The organism is Ruegeria atlantica (genome assembly GCF_001458195.1).
Classification (GTDB): domain Bacteria; phylum Pseudomonadota; class Alphaproteobacteria; order Rhodobacterales; family Rhodobacteraceae; genus Ruegeria; species Ruegeria atlantica.
Genome location: NZ_CYPU01000008.1, coordinates 1 through 15,340 on the forward strand (window position 1 = coordinate 1; position 15,340 = coordinate 15,340).

The 15,340-nt window shown below is 55.1% G+C and carries 13 protein-coding genes and 1 pseudogene; 2 read left to right on the forward strand and 12 right to left on the reverse strand.

What is annotated here, in order from left to right; all coding sequences use genetic code 11:
* Positions 1-455: pseudogene (locus tag RUA4292_RS23770) on the reverse strand (transposase); the annotation flags it as partial.
* A 204-nt stretch (positions 456-659) separates the two neighbouring features.
* On the opposite strand from RUA4292_RS23770, the gene RUA4292_RS01815 reads away from it, so the two are divergent.
* Together RUA4292_RS01815 and RUA4292_RS01820 are read left to right on the forward strand one after the other, a co-directional pair.
* A complete protein-coding gene (locus RUA4292_RS01815) occupies positions 660-1,043 on the forward strand; it encodes a hypothetical protein (protein ID WP_058272946.1) in 384 nt (127 codons plus the stop codon).
* A 131-nt stretch (positions 1,044-1,174) separates the two neighbouring features.
* Positions 1,175-2,566 (forward strand): adenylate/guanylate cyclase domain-containing protein, encoded by a 1,392-nt coding sequence (locus RUA4292_RS01820; RefSeq protein WP_145974815.1) that lies wholly within the window; start codon positions 1,175-1,177, stop codon positions 2,564-2,566.
* A gap of 16 nt (positions 2,567-2,582) precedes the next feature.
* On the opposite strand, the gene RUA4292_RS01825 is transcribed toward RUA4292_RS01820, so the two are convergent.
* The 11 genes from RUA4292_RS01825 to RUA4292_RS01870 form a co-directional block, all read right to left on the reverse strand.
* Entirely contained in the window at positions 2,583-3,713 is a 1,131-nt protein-coding gene (locus tag RUA4292_RS01825) for an adenylate/guanylate cyclase domain-containing protein (RefSeq protein ID WP_233493300.1), read from the reverse strand.
* 215 nt (positions 3,714-3,928) lie between these two features.
* On the reverse strand, positions 3,929-4,264 hold the full coding sequence (locus RUA4292_RS25520) for a DUF6653 family protein (protein ID WP_503167695.1): 336 nt from the start codon (positions 4,262-4,264) through the stop codon (positions 3,929-3,931).
* The gene (locus RUA4292_RS25745; protein WP_503167694.1) at positions 4,155-4,436 is read right to left on the reverse strand and encodes a DUF6653 family protein; all 282 of its coding nucleotides are present in this window, start codon (positions 4,434-4,436) and stop codon (positions 4,155-4,157) included. Before RUA4292_RS25745 ends, RUA4292_RS25520 begins: the two co-directional genes overlap by 110 nt.
* A gap of 182 nt (positions 4,437-4,618) precedes the next feature.
* Complete coding sequence (locus RUA4292_RS01835) at positions 4,619-6,220, reverse strand: M81 family metallopeptidase (protein ID WP_233493302.1); 1,602 nt, start codon at positions 6,218-6,220, stop codon at positions 4,619-4,621.
* 14 nt (positions 6,221-6,234) lie between these two features.
* A complete protein-coding gene (locus RUA4292_RS01840) occupies positions 6,235-7,884 on the reverse strand; it encodes an amidohydrolase (protein ID WP_058272943.1) in 1,650 nt (549 codons plus the stop codon).
* A gap of 11 nt (positions 7,885-7,895) precedes the next feature.
* Positions 7,896-8,819, reverse strand: a complete 924-nt coding sequence (locus tag RUA4292_RS01845) for an oligopeptide/dipeptide ABC transporter ATP-binding protein (protein ID WP_058273060.1) — start codon at positions 8,817-8,819, stop codon at positions 7,896-7,898.
* Positions 8,816-9,796: an ABC transporter ATP-binding protein gene (locus RUA4292_RS01850; protein WP_058272942.1), complete on the reverse strand. Its 981-nt coding sequence runs from the start codon at positions 9,794-9,796 to the stop codon at positions 8,816-8,818. Before RUA4292_RS01850 ends, RUA4292_RS01845 begins: the two co-directional genes overlap by 4 nt.
* On the reverse strand, positions 9,793-10,650 hold the full coding sequence (locus RUA4292_RS01855; protein ID WP_058272941.1) for an ABC transporter permease: 858 nt from the start codon (positions 10,648-10,650) through the stop codon (positions 9,793-9,795). Before RUA4292_RS01855 ends, RUA4292_RS01850 begins: the two co-directional genes overlap by 4 nt.
* Positions 10,651-10,662: 12 nt before the next feature.
* A complete protein-coding gene (locus RUA4292_RS01860; RefSeq protein ID WP_058272940.1) occupies positions 10,663-11,601 on the reverse strand; it encodes an ABC transporter permease in 939 nt (312 codons plus the stop codon).
* Positions 11,602-11,687: 86 nt separating this feature from the next.
* On the reverse strand, positions 11,688-13,253 hold the full coding sequence (locus RUA4292_RS01865; protein ID WP_058272939.1) for an ABC transporter substrate-binding protein: 1,566 nt from the start codon (positions 13,251-13,253) through the stop codon (positions 11,688-11,690).
* Between the two features lie 21 nt (positions 13,254-13,274).
* Entirely contained in the window at positions 13,275-15,251 is a 1,977-nt protein-coding gene (locus RUA4292_RS01870; protein ID WP_058276080.1) for a CocE/NonD family hydrolase, read from the reverse strand.
* Positions 15,252-15,340 lie beyond the last annotated feature (89 nt).

The window sequence follows — 15,340 nt, forward strand, 5'->3', positions numbered from 1 at the left end:
ACCATACTGCCTGGCAAGCTCGATCATGTCGGCCACCAGCTGTTCTTCATCGGGTCGGCCCCGTGGAATACGCCTTTGCGTGGATCGGTGCTGTCCCAGTACGCGGCATGCACGGCGCTCGGAAACTTTGAACTGGCTGCGAACATGAGCGACGCAAGCACGGCGACGAGAGGGGCTTAGAAGTTTCCCTTCGATGCTTCCGTCAGGATAAGCTTGTCGAGCGTCAGGTCTGATACCGCACGCCTGAGCCGCTCATTTTCCTTCTGAAGCCGCCTAAGTTCCTTCAATTGGTCTACACCCATTCCGCCATATTGCTTGCGCCAGCGGTAATAGGTTTGCTCCACAACGCCGATCTGTCTGATCGCATCCAGACGCGGCATCCCTTGCCCCATCAGAACTTCAACCTGCCGCAACTTCGAGACAATTTCTTCCGGCTTCGGTCGCTTGTTTGCCATTCTTGGTCCTCCGTTTCCTAATCTTAACGGTGGGCCCATTCAAATGGGGAGGCTCAAGAGTGTGGCTGAAAGGGTATGAGAGATCATTTTCTTCCAGACACAACCAAATGGCTGAGTGACCAAATTGACATTGATCAAGCTGTAACCCGTGCGATGAAGTAGGCTGGTTGCATCACGATATTTAACCGAACTCCTGAGATAATAATGATAGCTCAGTCCCCGCCCTGGATGCGCCCGGCCGCAACAATCGCTGCACTCTTTGGTCTCCTGACCATTTTTTCCGGGGGGATGGTGTTGTTGGGTGGTTCAGCGGTGAAATCCGCAGCCGGGGACGCGGTCCCAATAGTGCTTTGGTTCAATTTCCTTGCGGGGTTCGTTTATGTTGTTGGTGCTGTCGCACTTTATAAATCCGCAGTTTGGGCGCGGCGAATTGCCTGGGTAGTCGGCATTTGTACAGCTCTGGTGTTCTTGGTTTTGATAACAATGGCCCTTGGTGGCACGCCCTTTGAATGGCGAACTGTTGGAGCAATGACTATACGCTCGGGATTCTGGCTGGCTATTGCAATCGCGCTGTCCAGGGGCGCTTGAAACCAGTAGCGTTTCTACGAACATGCCATTTTGTCTTGTGATGACTGATCTCGACGCCAATTCGACGGTACTACGCAACTTCTAGACCCAGCTAAAGACCGCTAAGCTGTTTGCGATTGGAGGAAACTGGTTTGGCGCGTCTACTGAAATCCGAAACGGTTGATCATTCAGTTGAAGTACGGCTCGACGACAGACTTGCTCGTCGCAGTGAAGACAGTTTTAACGAAGCTGAACGAAACGGCCTCATGCTCGCCGCGAAGGTTCGAACCTTCGCGCTATGTATCGTTTTGCTCTGGGTTGCGGTCGACACACAAAGCCGCGGGATTAGCTTTCTCTACGATGTGTCCCAAGTTGCTGTATTCGCGATCCTAGGCATCATGCAATACTATTTCGCGAAGTATAGCGCGCACGCCAGGGTACTGAAATATGCCTTCGTGGCGGTCGACTGTGCTTTGCTGGCCCTCATCTCCAGTATTCAGAACCCTTTTACCGAGCACGACTTACCACCTGCGATCCTGATGAATGGAAGCCAGTTTACTTATTTCTATTTGTTCCTGATGCAGGCTGCATTCAGCTTCCGCCCAAGTCTGGTTCTCTGGTGTGGTCTATGTATTGTTGCTGCGCGCACAGGAATGCTGGTTTGGTTTGTGAACCAGCCCGGCGCCTTCACAAACCTTGATTTAACCGAGCGAACGATTGAGGATTTGTTGTTGGCTCGTTCTGATCCCAACTTCATTTTTCTTGGGTTTTGGGTGCAAGAAATACTCGTATGCTTGCTGGTGACCGCAGGCCTTGCAGCATTGGTACGCCGGTCACGTTGGCTCGTCGAAAGCCGAATTCGCTCGGAAAGGTCACGCACCAATCTTGCTCGCTATTTCTCGCCAAACGTCGTGGATCGTCTCGCGAGTTCTGAAGATAATTTGGGAGAAGCACGTGAACAAGAAGTCGCAGTCATGTTCGTCGACATCATTGGATTCACGACGATGTGCGAGAACGACACGCCTGGAGAGGTCGTTTCTTTCCTGCGAAGGTATCATGATCGTCTGGGTAAGGCAGTTTTTGAGAACGGCGGGACACTTGATAAGTATCTCGGCGACGGGCTTATGGCGACTTTCGGTACGCCGGAACCTGGTGGGCAAGATGCCAGAGACGCGCTTCAATGCGCATTTGACATGCTAGATTCATTGGATGATTGGAACCGCGAAAGAAAGGCTGCGGGGTTTCCTCAGGTGCGGATTGGGATTGGTATCCACTACGGGCCTGTTGTTTCTGGTGACATCGGAAATCAACGCCGCCTCGAATACAGCGTTATTGGTGACACAGTGAACGTCGCAAGCAGGCTTGAGCAACTTACGAGAACGCTTGAATGCTCATTGGTGGCCAGCGATTCCGTGATTCAGGGGATACGTCCGACCGACGATCCTGGTAAATCATTGGTTGAAAGGTTGGAGCCTGCCGGGGAGCATGTCTTGAGGGGCAGGCGTGGAAAGATAAGTGCCTGGGCCTATCCGCCAAAGTCATGACGTCGAGTGTCCGACCTTACTCGATAAGATGGAACAACTCGATTGCGCCCGTAATGCCGCGAATACTATGGACACCGCATTTGGAAAAAAGTTCTGGGGCGGCTTCTGCGACGGCGGTTGTCGTCAGCACTCTGTGTCCCAATGATTTGGTTAAGCCTTCAACCCTACTCGCAACATTGACCGCACCACCCAATACTGTGAAGTCGAGCCTGCCGGGGCTACCAATATTGCCGTAGCTAACCTGCCCTACATTGATGCCAATTCCGATGTCCAACGGCGGTTTTCCCTGCTCAATGCGGCTCTTGTCTAACGCGGCAAGACCGGCGAGTGCGTCTTGCGCTGCACGCACAGACTGACAGCACTGGTGCGCGCGATCTCGGGGTGCGTCAATCGTAAAAACAGACAAAACTCCATCACCCATGAATTTGAGAACGTCCCCTCCGTTATCCTCAACAGCCTGAACGATCAGGTCGAAATAACCATCCAGCGCATCGAAAACGTTCTCCTCATCTGCGGTATCCGTCAGCGCAGTAAAACCACGAAGGTCAGAGAACATAACGACAGCTTCCAGGGAGGTGCGCTCACCGCGTTTGATCGTCCCGTTGTAGATGGCTTCGGACGGTCCATTTCCAAGATATGTGCGCAACAGGCTCCTGGACGACTTGCGCATGGTGATCGGCTCCATGGCCGAAGACAGTGCTGGCAACGCAGCCTCGATCATCTCCAGATGTCGGGGCGAAAACCCATCCTTGGACCGAGTGACGAATGTACATCCGTGCAGGGAACTGTCCCCGTAGTAAAGCAGTGTCGCATAGTAATCCGTGCCGCCAAGTTCAGCGAACTCAAGGTAAGAGATGTGATCTGTTTCCGGATCAAGGCCGCGAAGACTTTTGTGCAGTGGACGCCTGTTCTCCAGAATGTACTCGAATGAGCTGCCAACATAACCATCTGTGAGCATACGAGCATGGGTCACGTCGTAGCTCTCAGTTTCCTCAGGTGTCCAGACAACCCCCCAAGCAATAAGCAAAGGGTTGGCGAACCGCTGGCCAATATTGACACGCCATAGCGGTACACCCGCCTCAATTAGTGAAGTGCAAAAATGTGACACGATTCTAACAGGATCGTTCGAGCGGCGTCCCTCGTTCATCATCCAGTCGGCAAGCTGAGCAACGTGTTCCATCGTGGCAGAATAGTTTCCTAAGGATAAAGAGCAAAGACCGTTGATCTGAAATGTCCTAAGTAATCCCGTGTATGCCGCGGCCGAATACCGCTGACATCGCCTCTGAAGTAGTCGCGGTCCAAATCCTTTGTCTGCCCATATCGCTTTGTGAGGGAAGCTTGTTTCTATCAGGTTGCCGGTGCTCAGCTCCTGCTCTTTAAGTCGTCCATCGATCCACCATCACGCAGAAAATCGCTCCAGACCCACCCCATACGGTCCACAAACCACATCTTTCCGCCCGAGATCACAACAATGCCAAGGCATGTGAACCCCAGGTCGAACGCCCAAAGGCCGTAAGCAAACGGCAGCAGACCCGTACCACTGGCGAAGGCAAGCGCATTTGCGACGCGTTTATGATGAACCGCAATCTTATCGCGGTTTCGCAACCAGACACGCTCGCCCAATACGCCTTGCGCCGACCAACTGTCGAAGGTCTCGGGTTGCGAAAAAGCGCGTGGGTTGACCCAAACCCAGACCAGCCCCCACCGCGACCCATGCCCAATTGTCTATCCATTCCCGACTCCAGATCGCCAAGGCTAGCAATGGTAACGGTGTCAGCACACGGGTCCAGACAGACCAGGGGTTTGCATGTCGCAGCCAAATCTCGTCTTTCATGCCCATGAGGCGTTCGGAAAACCGCGCTATGTCCATCTGTTCAACTCCAGGACCCACCACTCTGACAGAGGGAGTTTTGCCATTCAAAGCAGACTTCGACCGGAATACGAACCTGTCTTGCCAAATGCCTCGCAAAAAACTCACTATACATTGAATTTCTTTGGGGGGACCTAGCCGGCAGTGTCCCCCGCTATTTTGAGAATCTCGAAGGGCTTCAGCTAGAACTTATAAGACACCCGAAGCGCGACAGAGTCTGCCGTGATGTCATCACCTGACGTGTCATATGTGTCTCGCAGGTATTGAATGGGATGTTCAGAATTCAATGGGCCTATATCTTTGTGTTGGCTAAATGAAGCGCCGCCAGTGTAGGGCAACCTTCTGGTTATACAGTTGTAAGGAACTTTTTCCAGGTCGCAGAGAAAAGCACCTGGCGAAGAGACCGGAAATATATCTCCTGCAATCGGTTCGAAGTCTGCTCGAAAGTGTGTGGTGCTCTTGACACAAATCACCGAATAACGCGTCGGATTCAGCCCGATGTGCGTGAAATGTGCGCGATCCAGACATTGGTTACGTATGCTTGTGACGATGAGATCAATCTCGGCCTCGTGTCCAACCAGACGCAGCGCTGCCGTCTTGCCCAGTGTTGCTACACTACCGCCATACATTTCGCCGATATAGCGGCAAGTGCCGTCCCCCAAAGCCAGAACTTCAAACTCGGCTTTGACCGGAACATTTCCCGCCAAGTCGGACTTTGCGCCGATGGCCAGTTTGACCAATGCACCTTCACCGGCTTCATGAGCTTGCTTTGCACTTTCCGGATCGTGGAACAAACCCATCAATGCATTTTTCGTCCCGCCCTCAATCAGTGCCGCCAGCAACCCTGTAGTATCTGAGGTCCCACCGGCACCAGCGTTGTCTTGGACATCTGCGAGGACAACGGGTTTTTCCCGCCTTTGACGACATGTCAAAACAGCTTCCTCCAAAGATAACATCGAGCAATCGAGATCGACTTCCCGGGACATAAACACGTTGACGATTTCTTCAGCGACAGCGGCGGCTTTCTCGGCTTTGGATGCGTAGACAACGCAAGACGGGCCGGTGTCGGGGAAGTCCGCCGCTGTGAAACCAAGAGCAATTTCAGCCAGGATTTCCTGCTGTTCAAAACTTGCCGGCATTTGATAAATTTCGTTGAACGGCGCAGAACCTGTATGCTGTGCATGCAAGGGGACAAGATAAGGCACCGTTTGGAACGCCTTGTATAGTGTTTCGCCCGCTAACAAGCGCTGCAGGACAGGAACGCATCGTGCGCCCGTTTCAGCCATATCCAAATGAGGATAGGTTCTAAAAATAGACAGGTAGTCTGCCTGTTCGACCATCTCGGCGGAAACATTGGCATGCAGATCCAAACTTGCGATCACTGGAACTTCGGGACCGACGGCTTCACGTACACGACGCAGAATTTCTCCTTCACCGTCAGCAAGGCTTTCGGTGACCATCGCCCCATGGAGATCTAGGTAGACGCCATCAATGTGCCCTGCGTCCCGAATTCCGCTCAACATCATCGCACAAATCGTTTCGAACGCATGATCCGTTACATGGGCGGATGGCTCGGCAGAGCACCACAGTACCGGAAAGACCTCAAACCCCACCACCTTTGCTGCTGCGGCAAAACCAGCGATAGGAAGGTTCATGCCCTCGGTTCCCGAGATAACCCGTCCATCGTGCAACATACCTGGCCAGGAATCCGCCATTTCAAACTCGTGCAGACCGGCTTTTGTCACACCAAAACAGTTGGTTTCATGCTGAAACCCTGCGATCACAATTCGCTTGTTTGTCATTTCGTGTGCTCGGTTTCTTGTTCGGTATCTGCGGCGGCAAATACACTTTGGCCGTTGCGAATTGTTTCGAGCACCCGTGTATCTGTCAGGCGGTCCGGTTCGTGCAGTGGATTGCGCGAAAGAACAGCAAAGTCCGCAACTTTACCTGGTTCGATTGATCCGCGTTGGCCCTCCTTGAATACCTGCCAAGCGGCGTTGATGGTCTGTGCACGCAGAGCCGACAGAACGTTGATTTTTTGACCCTCACCCAGCACGCGATCTGAAACGGTTCTTCGATTTACTGCGCAATGGGCCAGATGGATCGGGCGCGTCGGAGTGACCGAGGCGTCATTGTGGATCGTGTATCGCACGCCATACCGGTCTGCCGACGCCGCCGGCGATATCCGCTCAGACCGCTCAGGCCCCAAGAAGGTGTCGTAGTGGCGATCCCCCCAAAAAAACACATGAGCGGGAAAGAAGCTGACAGTAAGTCCAAGCTGAACCATACGCTCTAGTTGGTCGTCCCGCAGGGCTTGGCCGTGGATAATAGTGTGACGATGATCTTGGCGTGGGTGCACTATAAGTGCCTTTTCCACCGCATCTATGAACATCTCTGCACCGGCATCACCATTGCAGTGGCAATGAATCTGGAAACCTTGGCTATGAAGCTTGCTGACGTCGGCATCCAACTGTTCTTGCGAGGTATACACCATCCCACAAGGGTGATCCGGATTGGCCGGCTTGAAATACGGGGCAGACAAATACGCGGTTTGCAACTGAAAGGCGCCATCAGTGAACAGTTTGCGCGGGCCCAGTGTGAAATGCGGATTGCCTGGCCAATGCGTGCCGATCCATTGCGTACTTAGCTCTGGCTCCAAGTTTCCAACGGGTAGCAACTCGATGTCAATTCCCGGATCCTGATCTGCCGGCAGGCTGGCAAAGTGGTCCAACATGGTTTGCGACGCCCACGCATTTTGGGCATAGGTCACGCCGTGCGACAGGTATTCGTCACGACAAGCGTCAAAGCCCTGCCAAAATCTTTCGCGGTCGATCAGGAAGTCCGTGTCGCCCATTTCACCCATAGCCGATAGCCCTTCGATCAATCCGGTCAGGGCTCCGGTTTCGGGGTCACGGCCAAAACGGCCGCCTTCCGGGTCGGGGGTTTGACGGTTTACTCCGCGCCTCTCAAGCGCAAGCGAATTTGCTGCACCATTGTGTCCGGACGCATGAATAACCCAAATCGGATGGCGTTGTGAAACAGCGTCCAACTCGGCCCGTGTCGGCATTCGACCCTCGAGTATGGACGTATTGTCGAACGACACCCCCATGACCCATTCGCCCTCGGGCGTTGCGTCGGCCTTCTCTCGCAGCTTGTCCAGCGCCTGCGCCATTTGGCTACAATCTCCTAACGGAGGTGACGACAGGTTAACACGGAACAGACGGATAAACCCCGGATCCGGAAAATGCCCGTGTGGGTCGATAAACGCGGGCATCAGAGTACGACCCTGCAGGTTGCGTTCCTGAGTATCCGGAGGCATGCAAGCGCGCAGATCGGCCTCGGTTCCAACGTCCTTAATCCTGTCTCCTTCGGTCAGAACTGCCTCCGGCGAAGAATTCTGCGCATCCATAGTCAGGATTGTGCCGTTGAAGAAAAGTGTACTTTGCATTGGATTTCCTACTACGACAACGGCGCCAGACAACGCAGCCCGTGGCCGCCGTCCACTTCCCATTCCGGGGTCTGGGTGCAGATATCCTTGGCAAAAGGACAGCGTTCACGGAATTCACATCCAGAGGGGCGTTTAAGCAGGCTGGGGGGTTCACCTTTTAGGGCGATCCGTTCCAACCGCGCATCCGGATCCGGCTCTGGGTTGGCGCTTAACAGGCAGCGGGTGTAGGGGTGGCGCGGATCTTTGAAAATTGTCTCGGTTGTGCCTTCTTCTACCAACCGGCCCAGATACATGATGCCCATTCTGTCGGCCACGTGGCGTACAACGCTGAGGTTATGGGTGATGATTACCATCGCCAGACCCAGCCGTTCGCGTAGATCGTTGAGCAGATTCAAAAGCTCACCCTGCACCGACACGTCGAGGCCTGCGGTCGGCTCATCCGCGAGGATCAATTTTGGCTCCAACGCCAGCGCTCGGGCCACGCCTACTCGCCGCGCTTGCCCACCCGACAACTGGTAGGGATAGCGGTCTGCGAAATGCGTGGGCAGATTGACCATTTCCAGCAGTCGCTTGGCTTCTGCATCCAGATCTTTGTCTTTCATACCCTGAATACGGTAAGGCTCAGTGATCAGGCTGCGGATTGTCAGACGCGGCGACAGGCTTCCCACCGGATCCTGAAACATCATTGCCATGTCTTTGCGCAGCGGGCGCATGACACGTTCCGGCGCGCCGCGAATTTCCTGGCCCTCAAAAGTGACTGAGCCGTCTTGCGCAGGCGCAAGACCCGCAATGGCGCGAATAACAGTCGTTTTGCCAGAACCGCTTTCGCCAACCAGCGCGTAAGTCTCGCCGGGTTGCACGGTAAAGCTGACACCCGCCAATACATTGACCGGGCCATAGCTGGTTTTAAGGTCCACGACGTTCAGCAAGCTCATGTTGTGACCTCCTCGTGGTTCAGCCAGCATGCGGCGTGATGGCCTTTTTTCAATTGATCCAACGGCGGCACTTGGGTGGCGCACCGAGCCATGGCTTGATCACAACGATCCCGGAAGATGCAGCCACCCGGTAGGTTGGCCAGATCAGGCACTTCACCGGGAATGGTCGGCAACACACGCGCGCGTTCTTTGATATGACCGGGATCACATTCGATCAGGCGACGTGTGTAGGGGTGTTTTGGGTTATGAAAAATCTCACGCACTTCGCCGCTTTCGACAACTGCGCCGGCATACATCACCACCACCCGGTCACAGAGTTCCGCAATCACGCCCAGATGGTGCGAGATGAACAGGATGGCACAGTGAAACTCGCGCTGCAGCTCTTGCAGACGTTCGATGATCTGCACCTCAAGCGTTGCGTCCAGCGCTGTGGTCGGCTCATCCGCGATCAGAAGGTCAGGCTCTGACATCAATGCCATTGCGATAGCGATCCGTTGGCGCATTCCGCCCGAGAATTCATGCGGGTATTGCTTTAGGCGCGCCTCGGGATCAGGGATGCCAACAGCGCCCAGCATTTTGGCGGCGTGGGCCAGCTTGTCCGCTTTTGACTGTTTGGAGCGGTGCTGAATATCCAGCATCTGCTGCCCAATGGTCAGAACCGGATTGTGCGTTTGCATCGGGTCTTGAAAGACGATGGAAATGTCCGCCCCGCGCAGGTCGCGCATATGTCGTTCCGATGATTGCAGCAAATCCTGCCCTTTGAACCTGATCTCACCTTCGCGGAACCGCGTATTAGGCGCTGTCAAACGCAGGATGGACGAGATCAGAGTGGACTTACCGCAACCGGATTCCCCAACAATGCCAACTATTTCGCCTTTGTTAACGTCGAATGTGATGTCTCTCAGAGCCTTGAGGTCACCACGGCCTGTTTCGTAGTCGACGCTAAGGTGGTCGATTTCCAATAGTGTGTCGGTCATCGTTGCTTCCTCAGTTTCGGGTCAACCACATCGCGCAGGCTTTCACCCAGGAACGTGAATCCAAGCGTTGCCAGAATGATCGGCAAGCCCCCACCCACCACCAGCCACGGCGTTTGACGGATCAGAGAATAGCCATCCTTAAGCAAAGCACCCCAGCTGGGCGTCGGAGGTTTCACACCCAGCCCCAAAAAGGACAGGCCCGCCTCCAAAGCGATAACCGTGGGGATATCCATGGCCGCCAACACAGCGAGAACGCCAATGATATTAGGCAGCATATGCACGCCAAGAATGCGCGCCATGCTGGCCCCCATCGACCGCTCTGCCAGAATGAATTCAGAGTTGCGCAACGTCAGTGTCTGGGTTCGCGCGACGCGACCGTAGGTTGGGATCGAAGTCGCCATGACGACGAAGACCACGGTTTGCAGGCTGGGTCCGATCAGGGCCACAACGGCAAGCGCAAACATCACCGTTGGAAAAGATCGGATGGTATCGAAGAACAGCATCAGAAGGTTATCAAGCCACTTGGGCCCATACCCGGCAATCATGCCCAGCGTCAGGCCAATCGCCATAGCGCCGAACACGGCGGGCAATGCCACCTTGAGCGCAACTTGCCCCCCCGCGATGACCCGCGAAAACGTATCGCGCCCCAATTGGTCTGTACCCAGCAGATGTGCGGCGGACGGTCCTTGCAAGCGGGATTTGATATCCATCGCAATCGGATCATAGGGTACAATCCAATAGGCGAAGATGGCACAGAACACGATGGCACCGACGATGATCAAGCCCATAAGACCAAGCGGGTCGCGGGCGACGCCGACTATGATTTGGCCAAGTTCGGAACGAGATTTTTTCATGACTCTCTCCCCTCAGTTAGCCGTACGTGCACGCGGATCGAGCAACGCATTGATCAGATCTGCCAATGCGGTCGACACCACGAACAACGCCGTTGATATAAGGACGGAGCCCATAACAATCGGGTAGTTTCGGGTGGTAATGCTATCGATAACCAACTTACCCAAACCCGGACGGGCAAAGACGATTTCAGCAAAAACGGCGGAGCTGAGAAGAAAGCCCATCCCTACCCCGATCACCGTAACGACCGGCAGAATGGCGATCCGCAGTGCATAAACCATGACCACGCGACGCTCGGCGATGCCAAAGGCGCGCGCCGTGCGCACATGGCTTTCGCCCATAACCTCGAGCATCGAGGCGCGTACCAACCGGGCAATGTAGCCAACCCAGCTTAGCCCGATGGCAAAGGCGGGCAGAACCAGATGGTCGAGGCGGTCCCAGAACCCCTCTCCGGCACCGATTGCGGGAAACCATTGCAGATGCACGGCGAATACCAGCAGCGCCAAAAGCGCGACAACAAAGGCCGGGGCAGCCACGAAGCTGACGGATATTGCGGCGGTGATCCGGTCGATCAGCGTGTTGGGATGCGCCGCCGCATAGGCACCAAGTGCGATGCCCAGGCTTGCAGACCACAAGATTGACGCAAAAATCAGTTCCAGCGTGAACGGCAATTGCTGGAACACGATGTCCGTCACGGAACGCCCCGAAAATACATCGGTTCCCAGGTCACCTTGCAAAAGATTTCCATAGAAGATCAAAAGCTGTTTCCAGATCGGTTGATCAAGCCCCAGCGCCGCTGTGAGTTGGGCCTGAAGTTCGGGCGTGGCACGCGGGCCCAGCATGATCTGGACCGGATCGCCAGGCACGGCGCGGATCATCAGGAACATGACGGTGACCGCCACGAACAAGATGAGCAGCGACAGCCCGAAGCGACGGGTTGCGAAATTCAGCATGGCCAACTGGCTCCTTATGGCTTGATGGCGTTCAATTTGGCACGGCGAGCGTTACGCGCCCGCCGTACCCGGTCGACCTGGAGAGGTCAGGTCGCCTTGCCGAAATAGCGAAGCAACGACAGGCCATCTGGCCGCAATGCAGGAATGACGCGAGCGCTGTGAATAACCGGAGTTGCCTCATGGGTGATGAAGCGATAGGCGCCGCTTTCTTCCATTAGATCCTGCGCGCGCTGATACATTTCCGCCCGCTTTGCGATATCCGTTTCCGCAGCCGCAGTTTCGTGAATCTCGTTGAATTCAGGGCTGTTAAAGCGTTCCCAGTTCCATTTTCCGATCTGTTCAGGCGTGAACCACGACGTTGCATAATACGGATCTGGGGTCATCGAAAAACGGTTCAAAACGAGCTGCAGGTTTTCATTGTCGCCGGACGCCCAGAATGCACCGGATTCCAGAACGTTGACTTCAACCGTGATCCCAATTTGCGCGAGCGTCGCCTGAATGATCTGAGCCGTTGTCGTGAAGGTCGTTTTGTTCAGCGTGTCGAGGGTCAGCGTGACATTGGTTTCACCGGATTCCGCCAGCAGCTGTGCCGCCTTCTCAAAATCCGCCGCCGGTGGCACCAGCGAAGAGGACCGATGCCCAGCAAGACCCGGTGCGATGATGCCGGTCGCTGGTTCGGCAGCACCAAAATATGCGGCCTCCAGAATGCTGGGTACATCCACCGCGTGCTGAATCGCCTGCCGCAGTTTTTGATTTTGCAGCTTTGGATGCTCGACGTTCATGCCCATCCAGACATAATAAAGCGAGGGTTTTTCGACCAGCGATCCACCATTGGGAACCCCGGCGCGGTAACGCTCGACCGAGCCCAGCGACACGCGGGTTACATCCAGTTCACCCGCCTCGAACGCAATCTCGGCAGTGTTTTCATCGTCAATCGGATAGATCTCGACGGTGTCCCAAGTGGGCGCGTCCCCTTTCCAGTCGGGGTTGCGCTTAAGAACAGTCTTTTCCTTGGGCGACCAGCTGTCGCGCAGGTAAGGACCGGATTCCGCAACCGGATCAGCGCCGATCCGGCCGCCGGCGGCTTCGACCGCTGCTTTCGAGACAATGTTGCCAGTGATATACGGCAGGGCAATCGACCAGATCGGTGCAAACGGGCTGTTCAGAACGATCGTTCCTTCACGTTCTCCGGTGACCTCAACATGGCTGAATGGCCCCAGGTCGGGTTTGTTCGGACTGTCGGTTGCGTCGTCCACGATCCGTTCCATGCTGAACTTGACGTCCTCGGCGGTCATGGCGCCAAATCCATTGGTGAACCCGATATCATCACGCAATGCGAACTTGATATGGGTCGGATCAACCTGCTCGATCATCGTGGCGGCATCCATCTGCCAGCCCCATTCCTCGCCTGGTTTGTACTGAATCAGCTTGTTGTAGATCGAGGCATGAACCTCTTCTTCAACGACACCAACGGAATGGGCCGGATCCATGTTCTGCGCATCTCCATAGGCCCGCACCCGCAGCACGCCGTCATCTGCCGCAAACGCACGGTTCGCCCATCCCATCGGAAGCGCCGTGGCGGCCCCAAGCGCGGTTGCACCTTTCAGGAACCTCCGCCGACCTACATTGGCCTTTGTCCATTCGATCTTCATAGTATCCTCCCTTGGATTAAGTTAAAGAAGTCCGCGCGGAACGGTTTCGGACCATTCCTTCGTCAAAACTTCGATTTCATCTGCACCTTCAGTGGCGCGTAGTTTGCGGTAGAGATAGAAATTTTGCGCGTCGCAGGTCATCCGGCATTCGGTTGAGATGGCGACTTGCCAATCTTCGCGCTCGAACGAAAAACTCCAAGCGGTCTCGAAATGTGCGGTTGTCGGGTCATCGGGGTGAATGCAGTAGCGCATACGAACGTCACTGCCGACAATCAGATCATGATACGGGTCGCGCGATTTTCCGTAGTCATCAAATGTCTCCAGAACCACCTGACCATTCTTGGTCACGGTGCGTTCGGATTGCGCGGATGGTGGACGCAATTGTTCACCGGCAAGAACTGGATAGTTCTGTGCCGGGCCAGGTTCAGAGGCTTGAACCTCATGTGTGACTTCCCGCACCGGCAAATGCAAGGTGCAATCCTGCAAGTGCATTGTCACCTCGGCCGAGTGCGGTGCTGGCCAGACGATCGGCCAGTATGACGTCGACAGCGCCAGTCGCAACACGTGACCCTCGCGCAAATAATGCGCGCATTCGTTCAGAACAATTTCGGCTTCATAGATTTCACCCGGCCGCAGACTTTCGGGCGTTTCATGGCTGCGGTAGTGGCACAGGTTCAGTGGACGATAGCTGATGCGCTGCGATACACCTACGGGCGAGACATCGCATAACCGCGCGACAAGTTGAGCAACAGGTCGATCTACCGAAAACCTAAACTTCAGCTTTGCTCGGCCCAGCAGCTCCAGCGGGGCCTGCAGCGGCGCGCTGTCAAAACAAACCGACAGGGCATCATCCCTTGCCTGATCCCCTGCAAGTTCATTGTCGATCCGCATGCCCGCACAGAAATATCCGCCTTCCCTACCGACATGGCTGGGTGATGTGACAGCGACCGTGCCTGTAGCCGGTTCCCGGGAAAACCCCCCTTGCGCCAAATGCCAAGCCTGTTCAGACACATGCGGCGACGGCCACGTGGTTTCCGCAATCCAACGACCTTGCCGAGCAGAGTTGTGCGCCTTCGGATTGAAGTGTTCCTGCATGTAAGTCCTGTACGCAGGCAAGTCCTCGGCCCCATTTTCCTGTCCTTTCAGCCAGCGGTCAAACCAGCCGATCACTTCGGAGTGAAAGTCTGCAGGATCGAGTTTCGAGATATGAGGATAGCGGTGTTCCCAAGGCCCAATGACGGCTTTGGTAGGCACGGCTAGGTTGGCTGCCAATGCCGTGGGCGCATTGACATAAGCATCTGCCCATCCAGTGATAGCCAAAACAGGCGTTTGGATCGCAGACCAATCCTCGCAAACCGAGCCATGTTTCCAAAACGCGTCACGTGTCTGATGGCGCAGCCAATCCGCAGCAGAAAATGGGACGCTTTGCAGTCGGGTTAGCCAATCCTCACGCCAATCTGCACGAAGGTCCGGATCAGCGGGTCGGGTCAGGTAGGCAAACATTTGGCCGCCCCAATTCATGTTGTCACTCAGCAGGCACCCGCCCATAAAATGGATGTCATCCGAATAGCGATCCACGGTCGAGGCGACGCTGACGACGGCCTTTAATGCTGGTGGTTGTCGAAAGGCTAGCTGCAAGCCGTTAAATCCGCCCCACGATATCCCGATCATCCCGATATGGCCGTCACACCAATCCTGCGCGGCGATCCAGGCTATGACTTCCTCACCATCATGCAGTTCCTGCTCAGAGTACTCATCGTCGAATTGCCCTTCGCTGTCCCCGGTGCCAGCTATGTCAACGCGGATGCAGACATAGCCTGCCTCGGCAAAAGTCGTGTGTGTCGTTTCATCTCGTGGCGCAGTGCCGTCACGTTTGCGGTAAGGCAGGTATTCCAGAATAGCCGCGGCTGGACCGGTGTCAGGTAACCAAAGACGCGCAGCAAGCCTCCGCCCATCAGGAAGTGTGATCCATGTGTTTTCGATGGTTTCAAATGGCATTTGCGGGCTTGTTTGTTGCGAGCTGATGCTGAAGAAGAAACCAGTTTGCAGGGAAAACAAATTGTGCGATCTTGCGTGAATTAATGCTA